Annotated in this window: 17 protein-coding genes; 4 read left to right on the top strand and 13 right to left on the bottom strand. The window is 60.8% G+C overall.

Going from position 1 to position 16,418, the window contains the following annotated elements:
- Positions 1–159: 159 nt before the first annotated feature.
- Positions 160–1,020: a hypothetical protein gene (locus tag O987_RS16600; RefSeq protein ID WP_019042795.1), complete on the bottom strand. Its 861-nt coding sequence runs from the start codon at positions 1,018–1,020 to the stop codon at positions 160–162.
- Positions 1,021–1,379: 359 nt separating this feature from the next.
- Between O987_RS16600 and O987_RS16595 the strand changes: the two genes are divergently transcribed.
- Positions 1,380–3,206 carry a clostripain-related cysteine peptidase gene (locus O987_RS16595; protein ID WP_080731547.1) on the top strand — a complete coding sequence of 609 codons (1,827 nt, stop codon included), beginning with the start codon at positions 1,380–1,382 and terminating at the stop codon, positions 3,204–3,206.
- A gap of 232 nt (positions 3,207–3,438) precedes the next feature.
- On the opposite strand, the gene O987_RS16590 is transcribed toward O987_RS16595, so the two are convergent.
- Positions 3,439–3,882 carry a universal stress protein gene (locus O987_RS16590; RefSeq protein ID WP_019042793.1) on the bottom strand — a complete coding sequence of 148 codons (444 nt, stop codon included), beginning with the start codon at positions 3,880–3,882 and terminating at the stop codon, positions 3,439–3,441.
- Positions 3,883–4,211: 329 nt separating this feature from the next.
- On the opposite strand from O987_RS16590, the gene O987_RS16585 reads away from it, so the two are divergent.
- Positions 4,212–6,017, top strand: a complete 1,806-nt coding sequence (locus O987_RS16585; protein ID WP_043373587.1) for an alpha/beta fold hydrolase — start codon at positions 4,212–4,214, stop codon at positions 6,015–6,017.
- Positions 6,018–6,106: 89 nt separating this feature from the next.
- Here O987_RS16585 and O987_RS16580 read toward each other — a convergent pair whose 3' ends face one another.
- The 3 genes from O987_RS16580 to O987_RS16570 form a co-directional block, all read right to left on the bottom strand.
- Positions 6,107–6,748: an FABP family protein gene (locus O987_RS16580; protein WP_043373585.1), complete on the bottom strand. Its 642-nt coding sequence runs from the start codon at positions 6,746–6,748 to the stop codon at positions 6,107–6,109.
- 115 nt (positions 6,749–6,863) lie between these two features.
- On the bottom strand, positions 6,864–7,268 hold the full coding sequence (locus O987_RS16575) for a hypothetical protein (RefSeq protein WP_029158458.1): 405 nt from the start codon (positions 7,266–7,268) through the stop codon (positions 6,864–6,866).
- Between the two features lie 95 nt (positions 7,269–7,363).
- Positions 7,364–7,672 carry a hypothetical protein gene (locus O987_RS16570; RefSeq protein WP_019042789.1) on the bottom strand — a complete coding sequence of 103 codons (309 nt, stop codon included), beginning with the start codon at positions 7,670–7,672 and terminating at the stop codon, positions 7,364–7,366.
- An 892-nt stretch (positions 7,673–8,564) separates the two neighbouring features.
- Between O987_RS16570 and O987_RS16565 the strand changes: the two genes are divergently transcribed.
- Positions 8,565–8,948 (top strand): hypothetical protein, encoded by a 384-nt coding sequence (locus tag O987_RS16565; RefSeq protein WP_019042787.1) that lies wholly within the window; start codon positions 8,565–8,567, stop codon positions 8,946–8,948.
- A 287-nt stretch (positions 8,949–9,235) separates the two neighbouring features.
- On the opposite strand, the gene O987_RS16560 is transcribed toward O987_RS16565, so the two are convergent.
- The 4 genes from O987_RS16560 to lexA form a co-directional block, all read right to left on the bottom strand.
- Positions 9,236–9,697: a universal stress protein gene (locus O987_RS16560; protein ID WP_019042786.1), complete on the bottom strand. Its 462-nt coding sequence runs from the start codon at positions 9,695–9,697 to the stop codon at positions 9,236–9,238.
- A 133-nt stretch (positions 9,698–9,830) separates the two neighbouring features.
- Positions 9,831–10,076, bottom strand: coding sequence for a hypothetical protein (locus tag O987_RS16555; RefSeq protein WP_019042785.1), 246 nt, complete (start codon positions 10,074–10,076; stop codon positions 9,831–9,833).
- A gap of 425 nt (positions 10,077–10,501) precedes the next feature.
- Positions 10,502–10,912, bottom strand: a complete 411-nt coding sequence (locus O987_RS16550) for a hypothetical protein (protein WP_029158457.1) — start codon at positions 10,910–10,912, stop codon at positions 10,502–10,504.
- 164 nt (positions 10,913–11,076) lie between these two features.
- On the bottom strand, positions 11,077–11,748 hold the full coding sequence (gene lexA / locus O987_RS16545; protein ID WP_029158456.1) for a transcriptional repressor LexA: 672 nt from the start codon (positions 11,746–11,748) through the stop codon (positions 11,077–11,079).
- 82 nt (positions 11,749–11,830) lie between these two features.
- Here lexA and O987_RS16540 point away from each other — a divergent pair, with 82 nt between their 5' ends.
- Positions 11,831–12,814 carry an asparaginase gene (locus O987_RS16540; RefSeq protein ID WP_080731546.1) on the top strand — a complete coding sequence of 328 codons (984 nt, stop codon included), beginning with the start codon at positions 11,831–11,833 and terminating at the stop codon, positions 12,812–12,814.
- Between the two features lie 274 nt (positions 12,815–13,088).
- On the opposite strand, the gene adk is transcribed toward O987_RS16540, so the two are convergent.
- From adk to lpxK, 4 genes are all read right to left on the bottom strand, one after another.
- Complete coding sequence (adk, locus tag O987_RS16535) at positions 13,089–13,745, bottom strand: adenylate kinase (RefSeq protein WP_003054002.1); 657 nt, start codon at positions 13,743–13,745, stop codon at positions 13,089–13,091.
- Positions 13,746–14,135: 390 nt separating this feature from the next.
- On the bottom strand, positions 14,136–14,912 hold the full coding sequence (kdsB, locus tag O987_RS16530; protein WP_019042781.1) for a 3-deoxy-manno-octulosonate cytidylyltransferase: 777 nt from the start codon (positions 14,910–14,912) through the stop codon (positions 14,136–14,138).
- A 3-nt stretch (positions 14,913–14,915) separates the two neighbouring features.
- Positions 14,916–15,107 (bottom strand): Trm112 family protein, encoded by a 192-nt coding sequence (locus O987_RS16525; RefSeq protein WP_003054006.1) that lies wholly within the window; start codon positions 15,105–15,107, stop codon positions 14,916–14,918.
- 96 nt (positions 15,108–15,203) lie between these two features.
- On the bottom strand, positions 15,204–16,247 hold the full coding sequence (gene lpxK, locus O987_RS16520; protein ID WP_043373579.1) for a tetraacyldisaccharide 4'-kinase: 1,044 nt from the start codon (positions 16,245–16,247) through the stop codon (positions 15,204–15,206).
- Between the last annotated feature and the right edge of the window lie 171 nt (positions 16,248–16,418).

Here is a 16,418-nt window from a genome sequence, read left to right as displayed (position 1 = left end):
ATATGGCACGCAGCTGCTGGCGCGGACGTCAGCAGCCAGGCCTGCAGATGCAGGCTTTGAATCTCCAATTTTGATCGCTGCCAGCGCTTTTGGGATAAGCGATAGAGGCTGGGCGTCGTCAAATTCCGCTGCAGTGACTGACCGGTAGGGCTTTGCTGTTCAGGCCAGGCAGTTCAGGTCGTAGCCGACCATGAAGAGCGAGGCTTCCATGGCGCGCATGCGATCGGGCTGGGCGGCAAACAGGCCCGGGCTCTTGCGCAGGGTTTCGGCCATGACCCAGGCCAGCCGGACCTTGGCGCCGGCCCAGCGTTGGGGAGTGCCTTGGCTGGTGTAGAGCAGGGTGCCCGGCGATGGGGGCTGGTCAAACAGGCAAGCCAGTTTGTGCTGGGGCTTCTGGCTGCCGCCGGCAAGGGGAAAGCTCAGCGTGTCTGGCAACTGGCGTGTGCGGCTGTGGCGACGCCAGAACTCCACCAGCGCAGCCGCTGCGGCGCTGACGCGCGAATCATAGATGGGCAGACCTTCTGCCGAATAGAACGCATGCACCTTGGTGAGCATGGAGTTCATGAGCTGTACCGCCGGAAAGCCGCTGCGCAGATTGGCCGTGCCCAGCGCCATCTCCTGGTGGGTCTGGGCAATGTACTGGCTGATGTGGTTGCCAAGGCCCACGAGAAAGGGCCGTGCACCTTCCCTGGGGTTGCGCTCGCCGCCCCAGTCCAGCACATCGCTGCAGGCGGCCAGCGTGGCTGCGGCATCGCCGGCCTGCACGGCGGCGCGCAGCCCGGCAGACAGGGCACCGGTCTTGGCGCACGACTCTGCCCAGTCGCCCGTTGTCAGGCCGGTCGCCCGCCAGCGGTAGTGGTCGGGCACCAGGTCGGCAAAGCAGGTAGTGGCGTTCAAGCCTTTGGGTACATAGGTGGAGGAGCGAATGTCCAGCCGAATCTGTCGCTGCGGCAGTGTGGCTGCGAGCCAGTCGGTGAAGCCAGCCACTTCGGGCTGTTGCAGAAATTCGGTGCGATTCATGGGGGTCTTGGGGCCGGTTGGATGGCTGGAAAGGCTCATTCGCGCTTTTGCCCAGCGCGATGATTATGGCGCCTGTGGAATCAATTTTGATAGCTGCAGGTGCTTTATTCATCAGTGCTTTGACCTGCTCCTTCTCCGGGGAATAGGCGTGTGAATCCTGCTTGCAGGGACGGGCGGCAAGGAATGTGTGCGCACCCTGAAAAAGCCGATAAAAGTCGATTCATGGGGCGGGGCCTGGATGGAGTGATCGATGGATCCGTTTGCGCTGCTAAATACCTGATTCCAGTGATTGTTTCTGTCTACCTCAAAAGTTGTAATTCCTATTCATTGAATATTTCAAAAAGTAATGGGAGGCAGCTATGCGATGGATTCGATGGTGGGGGATGTTGTTGCTCACGATGCTGCTGATCGCCTGCGGCGGAGGCGATGGTGACAGGCCGCGCGCAAAAACCACGATGCTGGTCTATCTGGTGGCCTCGGATCTGATTGCCAGCGCGGAGGGCGATCTCACCCATATGCTGGCAGCGGCCAGCAGCAAGGACATCAACGTGGTTCTGCAGGTCGGCGGCGGCTCGGCTGCAGGCTCGGTGGCTGGTGTCGATCTGACGCAGACGGTGCGCTACCGGCTGACTCCTGCCGCAGCCCCTTCGAATGGCAGGGGCTGGACTCTGGAGCGACTGCCTCAGGCAGAGCAGCCAGGAGCCCAGGTGGCCATGAACAAGGCCGATACCTTGCGCAACTTCATTCAGTGGGGAGCACGCCAGTACCCCGCGCAGCAATATGCGCTGACGCTCTGGAACCATGGTGGCGGCCCGGTCGCGGGATTCGGCTGGGACGAGGCATATGGCGGTGGTAAATCCATGAGCGTGAAAGACATCACCAGCGCAATCCAGCAGGCCGATGTCAGGCTGGAGCTGCTGGGCTTTGACGCCTGCCTGATGTCCAGCCTGGAAGTGGCTGCGTCGCTACAGCCCTATGTCAACTATCTGGTGGCTTCCGAAGAGGTGACCACCGGCTGGGACTGGACCAGACTGGTGCAGTACATGGTGGACAACCCCCTGGCCAGGGGCGATGCCCTGGGCAAGACCATCGTGGACACCTACAAGCAACAGAATGGCTCGCTCGACTTCACGGCCTATGCGGTGACCGACCTCCAGCAGATTCCGGCGCTGATTGCCGTGCTGGAAAAGGCTGCTGCCCGCCTGCATCAGTCACTGCAGAGCGGCGGGCTCGACGTCTGGGTGCAACTGGCTGCGGCACGGCGCAATGCCGAGGATTTCCAGACCAATATCTTCAACACGCAGTTTGATCTGGTGGACGTGCTCTCCTGGGTCAATGAGCTTGCCGCGCGCAATCTGCTGAGCAGCTCGATGCAGCAGGACATTCGCACTGCATTCGACCGTGCGGTGATTCACAAGGATGGCGGCGAGGACGAAGCCTACGGACTGATGATGTACTTCCCGCGCTATTCCACGCTGAACTCTCGCCTGCTGGCGCAGTACGCGGAGCTGGGCTTCTCCGCCCCTATCAAAGGCTTTGTGCAGGCCTATGCCGCTTTTGCGGGCAGTTCGCTGATGCCGCAAATCACTGTGACCAGCCCGGTGCTCAGCGGCAATGCCTTCAGCGCGCTGGTCAACAGCAATATGCCGGGCCTGGGCCGTGTATTTGACCGGGGCTATGCCGTGCTCACACAAAACGGCGTGGCACTGGCCATGCAGCAGCTGGATGTGAACGGCAATGAAGTTCGTCTACCTCAGTCCCAGGTCTGGCCGCATCTCGATGGGCAGGTGATCACCATGCTGCCCGAAAACGATGAGGACACGGTGTTCATGATCCCTGTCAGGATGCTTGACGAATATGGTAGCGAAGCTGACGGCATGCTTTATGCGCTGCAGGACGAGCAGGGCCGCTTGGTCGTGAAGTACAAGCTTTCCTCGCAGGGGCTTGCCGGTATCGGCCTGGCCATGGCCGAGATTGAAGAAGACGAAGAATTCCATCCGCTCGTCATGAACGCGCAAGGGCAGTTGGTGGATTCCGGCGTCGAGCTGATCGCCCCCGAAGGCGACTGGATCATCGAGATGCAGGCAGTCAGTGGAAGCGGCTACAGGCTCTATGCCGCAGCCTCCGATCTGGTCGGGCGCCTCAGGATTTCGCCCACTTCGGTGGATCTGGTCACGGCGAACTGAAGCTCGCCCAACGCAAAAGGCCATCGACAGATGGCCTTTTCATTCCGTGCCTGAGCTTTGCCATACTCCTTCGTCGCGCATCCCGGTGCTCTCTTCGTGGGCCAGCTGGCAATGCTCCGTGTTCCCGAGGCAGGTCTGGCTGGCATGCTTGAAAAGCGCCCCGACGCACGAAGGCGTCGGGAGCGTTGCTGGTCTGCCGAGTGCCGCCGCGAGTCTTTGCCGCGTAGCCCCCTCAGGGGCGGTGCACCAGCACCGGGATACTGCTGTTGATCAGCACGCGCTGGGTTTCGCTACCCAGCAAAATGCCGGCGATGCCCTTGCGGCCATGCGATGCCATGCAGATCAGATCGCAATGGCTTTCCTGGGCTGTCTTGATGATGGCCTGGTTGACGGAGATGCTGGTCGCCCGCAGCGTCTTGCACTCCACGCCCGCGGCTGCGGCAATGTCGGCCGCAGTCTGCAGTACCTTTTCGGCTTCCTTCTGGGCACTCTTGTCAAACTCGGCGGAGTTGTACGACATCAGTGCCTCGGCGCCGTAGATGATGGCGGAGTAGTCCGGCATCACATACAGCGCGGTTACCTGCGCGCCTTGCTCCTTGGCCAGCTGTATGCCTGCGTGCAGCGCTGCTTCGGAGAGTTTCGAGCCATCCGTGGGAATCAAAATATGCTTGAACATGTCTGCCTCCTTGCGCGCCAGTGCGCATATTGGTTGCCAGATGAAATGGACCGCTTCAGGCCGATTTCCGTCCCCATACTCACACTCGGAAGCAGTTAATGCAAGCTTGGGAGTGTCGGTTCATGCAGTATCTTGATCAAAATCAAGAAGTAAAAAAATGATTGGAAAGCGGATTAATCATCTGTAGTTGAATCGCTGATAGCTATTAAAAGAATAGTTGTGGCATTGGATTGCTTTCGGCAAATACCTGATTCCAGTGATTGTCCTTGTCTAGCCCGAAATATGTAATTGCTCTTGCCTGAGTTTTTCAAAAAGTAAGAGGGGGAGCAATGAAATCGATGCAATGGTTGGGGCTGGTAACGCTGGCCGTGCTGCTGGTGGCTTGTGGCGGCTCCGATGCCGAGCCTGAAACCAAAGATCCGCTGGCGGCATACAAGAACCAGAAGCTGAGCTGGGGCAGCTGCGATGCGTATTTTTCGAAGTACTCCTCGGAGGGGGCCGAGCGCTACATCAGCAAGCTCGGCAGTCGTTTGCAGTGTGCAGATATCGAGGCTCCGCTGGATTACAAGCATCCCGATGGACTGAAGATCAAGGTCTCGGCCCTCAGGGTGCAGGCCGCCGATGCCCCCGAGAAAAAGCCTCATCTGTTCTTCAATCCCGGCGGGCCCGGTGGCGATGGTCTCAACTTGTCGCTGGCATATTCCCAGATGCTTGCCGGCGGCAACCCGAATACCGCCCTCGGCGCGATCTACAAAAAGGTCAGTGAAAGCTTCAACTTCGTCGGGTTCTCGCCCAGAGGGGTCGGGGCCAGCACCAATTTGCAGTGCAGCGGCAACGAGCAGGTCTATGCGCAGGACTCCTCGGCCGACGGGGAGAACGCAGAGAACATCCGCAGAATCACTGATTCAGCCAGATACATGGCCGTCAACTGCCAGAAGAACCCGATCTCCGATTTCATCAATACCGATGCCACGGCGCGTGACATGGATCTGATGCGCCATCTGTTCGGCGACGAGAAAATGCATTACTACGGCATCTCGTATGGAACCTGGCTGGGCTTCTGGTACGCGGGTCTGTTCCCCGAGCGCGTCGGCCCTATGGTCGTCGACAGCAATATGAACTTCAGCCAGAGCATTCATGCGGCCAGCATCAGCTACGAAGTCGGCAAGATACACAGCTTTGCCAACCATATTGCTCCCTATGCCGCGCGCCACAACAGCAGCCTGGGCATGGGCACCAGCACGCAGGAGATTGTGGACAGGCTGAAAAGGCTCGCGCCACCTTTGAATCAAATGCTGGTGCAGAGCAGCTTCCGGGCCGAGCCCGACACGATTGCCAACGAGCTTCTCTATGCCCGCATGCTCATGGATGCCAGCGGCTATCTGCGCAATGGCATGCAGCCTTCCGACATTGCCAACCGGCTGCAGAACATTCAGGTCAGCACCGGTGATCCTGATGTGGATGCGAGCATTCCAGACAAGGCATCCAGCATCGGCAGCGGGATATCGATGTTGAACGATCCGCAGTACTGGACAGCGGCCGTGCCGTTTTCTGCGGACAACTCCGACTCGGTCTTCAATACGGTGGTTTGCAACGACGAACTCTTGTTGGAGCGAGATCCGGTCTACTGGGTCAACAAGGGCTTCGAGCTGGCGCGAACGCTGCCCATCGCCAACAACCGTATTGCGGGCCAGCCCTGCCTGTACTGGAAACGACAGTTGCAGTTCTCCAAGCCGTCGATGGCCAGTCTGAAGACCGCCAGGATGCTCATGGTGCAAAGCGAGTACGACGTGCCCACACCGCTGGCCGGTGCCATGGAGACCTTCGAGCAGTTGCCGGCCACCAGCATGGTTTACGTCATGAACGAAGGCAGCCATGGCCTGATGGTCTATCAGACAGAGTGCGTGGACCTGACGGTCATGAACTATCTGCTGGGCCAGGCACCAGCGCAGCGCTTGACGCAATGCCAGGGCAAGCCCTTGCCGCTGGATGCCCAGGTGCAGACATTGCAGGCACGCAGCATCAGGTCCCTGTCGACCTCAGGGCAGGAGCCCAGCAATTTCGAAGATCCGGAACTGGCTCGGACGCTGCTTGAACGCCTGCGCAAGGCCATCAGCTCTGCCTCATTGCATTGATGCAGCGCTGCGCAAGCATTGAGCTCAACCCCTCGCTGCCGGGGTCGGGGAGTGCGCGATGCTTACGACAACGTCCTGGCTATTCGCCATCAGATCTCGACTGCGGCTCTTGCCGTGGGGTTGGGCGTGGGCTCGCCGATCTTGTGCAGGGTATTGCGGTCGGTATGGGCAAAGGGCTCGCCCTGACCGGGGATGGTGAGCGTGGTTTCCTGCTCATACGACCAGGTGCCGTCGGCGTGCTTGGTGACGGTGATGGTGTAGGCGTCGGTTCTGAAGGCGTGCTCCAGAAACGGGTTGCTGGAGATGCCGTTGACCGTGGAGCCGCGCACGGCCTTGAGGGTGAAGCTGGTGGCATCGGCCGTGGTGTTTCCCGTGGCCATGGCCGTCTGCCCGCGCGGGATGCTCAGGGTCTGGATGATGTTGCCGGTGGCAGGCTCCCACAGCCAGTAGCCGACCTGGTCGTGAAAGGTTTCCACGTCGTCGGGCTTGACGATGCGCGTGTGATAGCGCAGCCCGTAGAAGAGTTGTGGACCATTGGTCTGCGCATCAATGGGTTGCAGCTCCATGTGCTCGATGAAGGCCTGTTTTTCGGGCCCGTCAGCCTTGGGATTGATGTCCAGGCCACGCCTGCCGGTCCAGATGCCGGCCATGCCGGTGAAGGGGCCGAGGTTGGCCAGGGTGTTCGCATCGGGTGTGGGCTCGGTGTAGATGTCCTTGGGAAAGTTTTCCATATCGTGTAACGAGCTTTCACTTTGAATCTGGTGAAGCCAGTTTACAAGCCGTTGGCCAAGGTCAAATTGAGGGTAGTCAAGACGCCGGGCGCACCAGGGCTGCCGGTGAGAGCAGTCAGGTGCTTTCTTCGGTCGTGAGCGTGAAACGTGCACTCTCGCCGCGCTGGGCGGCATCACGTGTGAGATAGATCAGCACGCGGTAGCTCGCACCCCGTTCGACGCGGAAGGTACAGACGTTTTGCCTGGCCGAGCCTGCGCAAAGCGGCTGGGCATTGCCGTCCTTGAAGACGTTCATCTGGCTGGACGGATTGTTGGTGTCGAGCGTGACGGTCATGCGCTGGAAGGGCCGCGTTTCCAGTCCGTATTGCACAACCCCATTGCCCGTGATCTGGCCACTGTAGGAGTTGGTGTAGCCGCCCGGCGTCGTGAAGGCGGCCTGGGCCATCGAGCTGCTGCTGAGGTGTAGGGTCATCAGACTGAGCAGGGCAGCAGTTGCAAGCATCGGTTGGAAGCGGGTCATGCAACTCTCCTGAAGGTGCTGGACAGGATGGCGCCCCTGGCGCTGCGGCAGGTGTCCATGCCGACAGCCGGGCCGCCATCCCCCACTGCTGCGCCCTAGCGGCAGGAGACATTGCGCCAGCTGAATTTGCCGTCATTGAAGAACTCTGTCCATACCGACATGATGGGAGCCTGGCGGTAAGAAAACGTAATCTGGTTAGGGATCTTCGGCCCCAGCGCAGCGGGCTGGCCGTTCTTGTCGAAGACCTTGACGATGAAGAGCGTGACGCCGCCGTCTTCGTCGGTGTTGAGAACGACCCGGTAGTCCTTGGTGAAGATATCCCAGTCGAATTGCTTGGTCACATAGGTGTGCAGCCGGACAAAGGCGCGATTCGCGTTCTTGGCGGCAGGATTAACTTTTCTCATGTTCACACTCCCAGTTGCTCAACCACATGCCGCAGAACCTGCGAGCTGACATTTCTTTGCATTTGAGTGATGTTGTATCAAGCGGATGTAAGTAAGTATGTAGGCACTTACAGATCGCGCCGATGGATAGCTCTGATCCCGTTTGTGAGCTTGCAGGAAGCTCGGAGGCAGCACTTTGCCGGTGCGGCTGTCATCTTTTCTTGATGAAGTAAGCGTGCTAAGTAACGGAGTGAAAAGATAGTTTTTATTAATTGAGTGAAGCCTGTGCAGATGTGGAAATCCGCTCTGCATTCCAGGGCCGAGAAGCGAACCCGAACGGGGGGTATGTCGATGTCCGCGAACAGAATTCGCGGCTTGAATCGCTTGGTTGCCTGTCTCGATTCGAGCAAGAAAAACGTGGCTGGGCTGCGCTGGCCCCGGGTGCTGCGACATAGGACTTCGAAGCAGGGGACGCTGGCTTCATCCAGCTGTTTTCTGCTCATGCCGCTGTCCTGAGTCGTGGGGGCAGTGTCGGCATGGGCCGCTGAATCGGCTCGCATTGCCGGATCGCCCATCCAGGAAGCCACCGCGCGCAAGCTGATTGCCTTGGAGCACTCCGGTTGGCACGACTGAGCCGGTACAGCCACTACCGATCAGGGCGCAGAGTTAGGCCTGGTCGATGCGTCCATCGAGGCATTGACATGACGGATACGGCAGCCCGAGACCGCAGATTCCTAGGGTTTCACCGGGCCGGCTCTCTTGATCCAGCTATTGACAGCCTTAAACCCTGAGCCTATTGGTGATGTGTATTTTGTTTCAGACGAAGTTTTAGGTAAATTGTGCGTAGGAAAATTCTGAAAGTGATGTGCAAATGGCGATTTAGCCTGGTGCGCTATTGAATTCAAGAAAACTCATGCCTCACCACCTGCAATACACCTTTGCCTCCCGTCTGGATGCCTGGATCAGGCATATGAAGATGGCTAAGCCGTGCCATACGCAGCAGATGGCCTATGAGCTGGTGATCGACAGCTGGGTGCATGTCAACGCGGAGCTCGGCGCTTCACCGGAGTTCCTGAGGGCTTTGCGTCGGCGCCGCCTGTGCGAGGAGCATGGCTGGCGGGGCGTGAATACCAGCGTGGCACATTGGGATCTGGACGATGACCGGACGGTGCGGATCTATCTGCACGAAGACGGCTCCATCGTGGTGCAGCAAATGGATTCGCAGAATCTCCAGATCCTGTTCACCTTGCCCGGGCATCGAGAGCGCTTGGGTGAGACATCGGCACGATGTGCCTAGCACCCAAAAAAATGCCCGCGCAAGGCGGGCAAGTTTCGGGGTCCCTTCGATTCCGTTCTGCAGCTCACACAGTCAATGCATTTGAATAGTTGGCAGAGGCTCCAGCCTCGGTTGCCGTTTATCGCTCTTGCACTGTTGCTGACGCGTTTGAACGGTCGACAGGTTGCCCCATCGGGTGCGGCCGGCAGCTTGGGCTGGCTGGCCTGCATTGCTAAGCAGTCATGGTCTATCGGTGGTCGGCGTCCATGCGTGCAACGATAGATCCGCTGCCTGATATTTTGTGCTCCTTAGTGATTGCCGGTTGAGGCGGGCCGGTGCACCAGCACCGGGACATGGCTGTGCGTCAGAACGCGCTGGGTTTCGCTGCCCAGCAAGATTCCGCCTATGCCTTTGCGGCCATGGGAGGCCATGCAGATCAGGTCGCATTGCAGTTCCTGGGCCTGCTGAACAATGGCTTGGTAAACAGAAGCGTGAGTGACTCGCACGAAGTTGCAGGGCACGCCTTCAGGCCTGGCGATCTGGTCGACAAACTGCAGGGCCGCATCGGCATCGCTGTTGGCACTGCGCTCGAATTCCGCACTGTTATAGGTCAGCAGGGCATCCGCGCCATAGATGATGGCGCGGTAATCGGGCATGACATACAGGCCGGTCACCTTGGCGCCTTGCTCACGCGCCAGCAGAACGCCTGCGCGCACGGCTGCCTCGGACAGTTTGGTGCCATCGGTGGGAATGAGCAGGTGCTTGAACATGTTCAATCTCCTGATACCGGAAGATGTCCCAGAATGCCAATTTATTCCAATATTTCAGGCTGCGCAATGTTCAGAACCTTGTCTGGAGCAGGGCGATGAACGCAGGGGAATTCTGCCCAGGCCAAGGCATGGCTTATTCCTCCGGTGAAGCCGGAACGCGATTGAGGATCTCGCCAGTGGCTTCCATCTCGAACTGCTGGGGATTGAGCCAGTTGACCTTCTGGTGATCGGAGGTTTCGAAGTAAATGGCAGACGGGCGTATGGAGACGCCATGCGGCATGTCGACTTCGTCAAAACTCTGATAGACCAGAATCAGACGCAGGTTGCCGTTGGCGTCCTTGGCCTGTATGTGCTGCAAGAGCTTGCGGTAGGCACTCATAGGACGCCCTCGTTGACATGTGTGTATGAATGTTTCCACTGTCGAGAAGGTGCCGCAATACCCTGATCCGGGTACTGCGATCGCGGATATTCGCGCCTGACAAGGAGTTTTGTCGCTTGCGGGCTGCTGCAAAAGGCGTTTCTGCAGGCAGGAGCAGCCTGAACGTCCGGCAAGAAATTTACATGGCGATCCAGATCGTTTGGCGCCGACGAAATGAAGTTTTTCGTCGCGGTACTGGCGGCAGTGGCATCTCGCGCCATCGGTCGATCAACGGGGCAGAAACTTCAGAGAGCGCCTGCGGCCCACAGCGAGTCAGCGAGTCAGCCAGTCAGGCGGGCATATGGAAGCCTTGCTGCATCAGTTGCAAGTCTGTCGCGACTCGCGCTGCGCTGCATGAGCGCAGTGAGCCCAAGCTCGTCGTGCTTTCAGGCCTGCCGGGCTGCCTGCTCATTGAGAACCATGCGTTCCAACGCTGCGCAGACATCGGCCATGCGCCCGGAGATCAGCAGGCATTCGGGTTGCTTGCGTGGTTCACGCTGAACGATTTTGAGCAGCCGTGCAGAGGGGGGCTGCACCGCCTCGGCGGTGATGGGCGAGGTGGTGACCAAGGTCCGAGGATGAAGCACGCGGTTGCCAAGGCGGCTGCGGCCGCGATTGGCGCGCATGACCGGAATGCTGATCTGCGCCGCCTTGGGGCGATGGGCCTTGCAGGAGGCAGTCTCTGTGGCGGTCGCGCTTGCTTTGCCGGAATGGAAGTCCGGGGTGAGCGGATGCAAGGACGACAGGCTTTTCAGTGTCCGGCGAGTCAAAGACTGCAGTGATGTGGCGAATCCCATTTGACAACTCCTCTTGATGACCTTGCGGCATGAATAAGGGCAGGATTGCGTGCTTCAGGCAAAGCTCCGCCCAGGGCGAGGCTAGGCAGCCTCGCGCCTACCACCTGGGCTCGAGAGGGGCACCTCCTGTACGCAGACGGAGATGTCGGCAGGCCGCCTGGCCGCTACATGAACATGCTGTTGCGGATCAGGCCTACGGCCAGGCCTTCGATGGCGAATGGCTCTTCAGGCGAGACGTGAATGATCTTGTAGTCGGGGTTTTCGGGCAGCAGCTCGATGCCCTGCGGCGTACGCTTGAAGCGCTTGACGGTCACGTCATCACCGAGACGGGCCACCACAATCTGGCCGTTGCGCGCTTCATGCGTGGCCTGTACCGCCAGCAGGTCGCCGTCCATGATGCCGGCATCACGCATGGACATGCCGCGCACCTTGAGCAGGTAGTCGGGCTTGGCGGCAAACAGGCTGGGCTCGACCGAATAGCTTTGATCGATATGTTCCTGGGCCAGAATAGGCGAGCCGGCCGCGACGCGGCCGACCAGGGGTAGCACCAGCGGAGCCAGGGCCGTGAGCGGCAGCGCAAAGCTGGCACCGCGTGCCGCATTGATGGTGCGCACGGTGTCGGCGCGCAGGCGAATGCCGCGCGATGTGCCGCTGACCAGATCGATGACGCCCTTGCGGGCCAGTGCCTGCAAATGCTCTTCTGCAGCATTGGCCGACTTGAAGCCGAAGGTGCTGGCAATCTCGGCCCGGGTAGGGGGCGCACCCGTGCGAGCGATGGTGGACTGGATGAGGTCCAGAATCTGCTGCTGGCGGGGAGTGAGCTTGGGGTGGTCCATGGGCATTCCTTGATCGATCGATGATGAATACTGTGTGTTCATCCAGTACCTGTATTTTTAATCAGTTTAAAGAGGACTGCAAGTGGAACGTGACAAAAAAATCGTCATCCTGGGCACGGGCGGCACGATTGCCGGTGTCGCCGAGCAGGCTGGCACCAGCGTGGGCTACCGCGCGGCCCAGCTGGGCGTGGCTCAGCTGCTGCAGGCCGTGCCGGACCTGGAGCGCGTTGCTGCCGCGTCGCTGCAGGCGGAGCAGCTGGCGCAGCTGGACAGCAAGGATATGGATCACGCCACCTGGCATGCGCTCGCGCTGCGCTGTGCCGAGCTGCTCGCGCGTGATGATGTGAGCGGCATCGTGATCACCCACGGCACCGACACCCTGGAGGAAACCGCCTGGTTTCTGCAGTGTGTTCTGTGCCCGGCAAAGCCCGTGGTGCTGACCTGTGCCATGCGCCCGGCCACAGCCATCTCGGCTGACGGCCCTGGCAATCTGCGTGATGCCGTGGCCTGTGCGGCCGATGCACAGGCCGCTGGCCGGGGCGTGCTGGCGGTGGTGGCGGGCAGGGTGTTCAGCGCACGCCAGGTGCGCAAGGTGCATCCTTACCGTGTGGATGCCTTTGACGGAAGCGGCGCGGGTCCGCAGGGCTGGGTGGAAGAGGGGCGACTGCGCTGGGCAACGGGCGGGCTGCCGAGGGCTGCTGCGGCTGGCTCGTCTGCAATCGCTTTACCGCCCGCAGGTCAATGGCCCCAGGTGGAGCTGCTGCACAGCCATGCGGGCTGCAACAGTGCCGTGGCGCTGGCGGTGATGCAGGCCTGGCATGCGGCGGGCGTGCGTGGCGTGGTGGTGGTGGGCACGGGCAACGGCACGGTCCATCAGGCATTTGGGCCAGCCCTGGACTGGGCGCAGGCGCAGGGCATGGTTTTGCGCATCACGACCCGGTGCGAGGAGGGGCAGGTGGTGCAGGCTCAGGGTGCACCGGATGACCGTGCGGGCAGCCTGCCGGCGGCCAAGGCCAGAATCAGCCTGATGCTGGAGTTGATGGGCTGGCCTCGCGCATTGGGTTGATGCTCTTATTCTGAGAGCTTCTATCCTTCGTGATACCTGGAATCTTGGATGTTTTTTGCCTAAGAATCAATGAATATGAGCGTAGATAGCTATGAATATTGATGGCAGCAACTCCACCACGGTGCAGTTTGCCCGCATCGGATGGATTCCGGCCGAACGGCAGGGGCCTTGAGGCTCGAGAACAAAAAAGGCCGGTGAAGACACCGGCCTTTTTGCCCAGAGATGCCCGACCGCGAAAAGTCGGCAAGGCTCCATGAGCGAGTGATCAGGGCGATCAGGAAGCCAGGGCGGCCAGAGCGCGCTCGGTGATTTCTTCCACGCTACCTGTGCCGCTGATGGCACGGTACTTGGGGGCCGCTGCTGCGTCGGCCTTGGCCCAGTTGCTGTAGTAGTCCACCAGAGGACGGGTCTGGTTGCTGTAGACGTCCAGGCGCTTCTTGACGGTTTCTTCTTTGTCGTCTTCGCGCTGCACCAGGTCTTCACCGGTCACATCGTCCTTGCCTTCCACCTTGGGAGGGTTGAACTTGACGTGGTAGGTGCGGCCCGAGGCGGGGTGGCTGCGGCGGCCGCTCATGCGTTCGATGATGGCGTCGAAGGGCACATCGATTTCCAGCACATAGTCCAGCTTCACGCCGGCGGCCTTCATGGCGTCGGCCTGGGGGATGGTGCGGGGGAAGCCGTCAAACAGGAAACCCTTGGCGCAGTCGGGCTGGGCAATGCGTTCCTTGACCAGGTTGATGATCAGATCGTCACTGACCAGCTGGCCGGCGTCCATCACGGCCTTGGCTTGCAGACCCAGAGGGGTGCCAGCCTTGACGGCGGCGCGCAGCATGTCGCCCGTGGAGATTTGAGGGATACCGTACTTTTGGCAAATGAAGGCCGCCTGAGTGCCTTTGCCGGCGCCGGGTGCACCCAACAAAATCAGTTTCATGGAAATCCTTGAGGAGAGTAGAAATTCTTGCTGGCCCAGGCAGACGGGTGGTCGTCCGTAGTCCCCGGGCCGTATTTTTTCGCGGGCAAGGATAGCACGCACAAGACCAACACAGGCTTACACAATTCAGTCAAGGCTGTCACAAGCGCGGCCAATTGAAGGCATGTATCCGCTGCAAACGCGATTGCTGTAGTTGTAATCCAGATGCCGAAGCCGTTACATATGCTATTCGGACTATGCGGAAAGTATAGCGATCGGCGCTTTCCTGGACTGGCCCAGGGCCCTTTGGGATGGCGCACGCCGACAGGGCTGCTGCCGGCTTGATGCGTGAGCAGCCCTGGACGAAGACGGCCTGCGCACCGGTGTCGCCAAGGTGCGCAGGTCTTTTACTCAGACAGCAAAAACAGCGCGCACGCGCTCAAGGTCTTCGGGCGTGTCTACGCCGGCACCCGGTGCATCGGGCGTGATATGCACGGCAATGCGGTGGCCGTGCCAGAGGGCGCGCAACTGCTCCAGCTGTTCCATGGCTTCGGTCGGCGCGGGTGCCAGTTGTGGGAACTCGCGCAGAAAACCGGCCTTGTAGCTATAGATGCCAATATGGCGCAGCGGTGTGAAACCCGTGTGACCGGCCTTGGGGGCCGCCGTCTGCCACCAGGCTTCATCGCCGTGGTCGCGCGAGAAAGGGATGGGCGCGCGGCTGAAATAGCTGGCCAGACCCTTGGCGTCACAGACCACTTTCACCACATTGGGGTTGCGGTAATCCGTCAGGCTATCAATGGGATGGGCGGCCGTGCCCATGCTGGCTTCGGGGCGGGCCAGCAGCAGTTGCGCCACGGCCTCGATGAGCTTGGGGTCGATCAGCGGCTCATCGCCCTGCACATTGACGACCACATCATCGCCGGACAGGCCCAGTTGCGCACAGGCTTCGGCCAGACGGTCGCTGCCGCTGGGATGATTCTTGCGTGTCAGGATGGCCTGGACGCCATGCCGGGCGCAGGCCGCCACAATGCTTTCGTCGTCGGCCGCCACCACGCAGCGGGCTGCGCCGGCCAGAGCCGCACGTCGGGCCACGCGTACCACCATGGGCAGGCCGGCAATATCGGCCAGCGGCTTGCCGGGCAGACGGGTCGAGGACAGACGGGCCGGGATCAGTACCGTATAGCTCATGGCTTATTGCTTTTCTTCTTCCAGCTCGTCGTCGGACAGGGTGCGGGCTTCGTTTTCCAGCAGCACCGGGATGCCGTCGCGCACCGGGTAGGCCAGACGCGCGCTGTGGCTGATCAGTTCCTGATGCTCGCGGTCAAAGCGCAGCGGGCCCTTGGTGACGGGGCAGACCAGCAGTTCGAGAAGTTTGGCGTCCATGGAATATTCCTGCAAAACGGGATGAGGGCGCCAGCAGGGGCTGGCGCTGCAAAAAAGGGGTGATCAGCCGGGGCCGATCCATAGGCTCAATGATAGTCAGGCTGGCTTGCCATCGCGGCGAATATTGGCGTTGGCCTTGGTCAGCTGCGCATCCAGCAGTTCCCAGAAGGCCTGCGGCAGCTGTAGCTGCAGGGGTATGGCCCAGGCTTCGGGATGCCTGCGCCAGAGCTTGACGGCGTCTTTTTCGGTGCAAATCAAGGGCTTGTCGTTTTCCAGCTTGCGCGAGAAGCTCTCGAAATCATAGTGATCGGGCAAGGCCTGGGTTGCTGCCGCAGTGATGCCCTGGGCGGCCAGCATGGCAAAAAAGGACTCGGGGCGTGCCACGGCGGCCACGGCCTCCGGGTTCTGGTCAGCCAGGCTGCGCAGCGGGATGCTCTGGCCATGGCCGTTGTAGGCGGTATCGGCCAGGTTGCGCTGCAACGCGAACGTCGGGGCTGTGCCCGGCGGCCTGGGCGGCTGGCCCGCATGCAGTGTGGCCGTCACCGGGCGGGGCCAGGGCTCGCGCAATGGGCCTGCGGGCAGCAGAAAGCCGTTTCCGACACCTTCATCATTGAAGACGCACAGCTCCACATCGCGTGCCAGGGCCAGATGTTGCAGGCCGTCGTCGCTCACGATCACATCGACCTGCGGGTAGCGCTGGCGCAGCGCTTGCGCTGCCTCCAGACGTCTGGAGGCGACAAAGACCGGCACGCCGGTGCTGCGCGCCAGCAGGGCGGGCTCGTCGCCGACTTCGCTGGCGGGGCTGTCCGGCAGGGCCTCGCGGCAATCCTGCCCGCTCTCGATCCTGCGGCCATAACCGCGCGAGATGATCGCCGGCTGCCAGCCCCTGGCTTTGAGGTGGGCCACCACGGCCTGCGTCACGGGGGTCTTGCCCGCGCCGCCTGCAATCACATTGCCGACGACGATGACCGGCAGCCCCGTGCTTTGCTGGCGGCTGCGCATGCGCCGTGCGTTCCAGGCCTGCAGCAATCCATAGAGTCGCGACAGCGGCCACAGCAGCCAGGCACCCACTCCACGCTGGCGCCAGAGGGCGCGCAAGCCATGTTGCGAGGAGGAAGCTTGGACGGTGTTTTGAGGCATAGGGGTTCGGATCATACGGGCGCGACCGGAGTTCCCGCAGCCAACCGGCCTGGGATGCGCAAATACCTGGGCCTTGATCCTGGCAGTCTGAGGTCAGAAGCTGCCAAAGAGGCTACCCAGCGCCTCGATGACGGCAAGGGCTGCAGGGCAAGGCGGAAGGCCTGATTCTGC

Source organism: Comamonas testosteroni TK102 (assembly GCF_000739375.1).
Classification (GTDB): Bacteria; Pseudomonadota; Gammaproteobacteria; order Burkholderiales; family Burkholderiaceae_C; genus Comamonas; species Comamonas brasiliensis.
This window is presented reverse-complemented; position numbering and strand designations above follow the sequence as displayed.

Excerpts from the sequence above, each read along its gene's own strand:
- O987_RS16575 (WP_029158458.1), bottom strand. The coding sequence starts at position 7,268 with ATGACCCGCTTCCAACCGATGCTTGCAACTGCTGCCCTGCTCAGTCTG.
- lpxK (WP_043373579.1), bottom strand. The coding sequence starts at position 16,247 with ATGCCTCAAAACACCGTCCAAGCTTCCTCCTCGCAACATGGCTTGCGC.
- O987_RS16600 (WP_019042795.1), bottom strand. The coding sequence starts at position 1,020 with ATGAATCGCACCGAATTTCTGCAACAGCCCGAAGTGGCTGGCTTCACC.
- O987_RS16550 (WP_029158457.1), bottom strand. The coding sequence starts at position 10,912 with ATGGGATTCGCCACATCACTGCAGTCTTTGACTCGCCGGACACTGAAA.
- O987_RS16565 (WP_019042787.1), top strand. The coding sequence starts at position 8,565 with ATGCCTCACCACCTGCAATACACCTTTGCCTCCCGTCTGGATGCCTGG.
- adk (WP_003054002.1), bottom strand. The coding sequence starts at position 13,745 with ATGAAACTGATTTTGTTGGGTGCACCCGGCGCCGGCAAAGGCACTCAG.
- O987_RS16570 (WP_019042789.1), bottom strand. The coding sequence starts at position 7,672 with ATGAGAAAAGTTAATCCTGCCGCCAAGAACGCGAATCGCGCCTTTGTC.
- O987_RS16595 (WP_080731547.1), top strand. The coding sequence starts at position 1,380 with ATGCGATGGATTCGATGGTGGGGGATGTTGTTGCTCACGATGCTGCTG.
- kdsB (WP_019042781.1), bottom strand. The coding sequence starts at position 14,912 with ATGAGCTATACGGTACTGATCCCGGCCCGTCTGTCCTCGACCCGTCTG.
- O987_RS16525 (WP_003054006.1), bottom strand. The coding sequence starts at position 15,107 with ATGGACGCCAAACTTCTCGAACTGCTGGTCTGCCCCGTCACCAAGGGC.
- O987_RS16555 (WP_019042785.1), bottom strand. The coding sequence starts at position 10,076 with ATGAGTGCCTACCGCAAGCTCTTGCAGCACATACAGGCCAAGGACGCC.
- O987_RS16560 (WP_019042786.1), bottom strand. The coding sequence starts at position 9,697 with ATGTTCAAGCACCTGCTCATTCCCACCGATGGCACCAAACTGTCCGAG.
- O987_RS16580 (WP_043373585.1), bottom strand. The coding sequence starts at position 6,748 with ATGGAAAACTTTCCCAAGGACATCTACACCGAGCCCACACCCGATGCG.
- O987_RS16585 (WP_043373587.1), top strand. The coding sequence starts at position 4,212 with ATGAAATCGATGCAATGGTTGGGGCTGGTAACGCTGGCCGTGCTGCTG.
- lexA (WP_029158456.1), bottom strand. The coding sequence starts at position 11,748 with ATGGACCACCCCAAGCTCACTCCCCGCCAGCAGCAGATTCTGGACCTC.
- O987_RS16590 (WP_019042793.1), bottom strand. The coding sequence starts at position 3,882 with ATGTTCAAGCATATTTTGATTCCCACGGATGGCTCGAAACTCTCCGAA.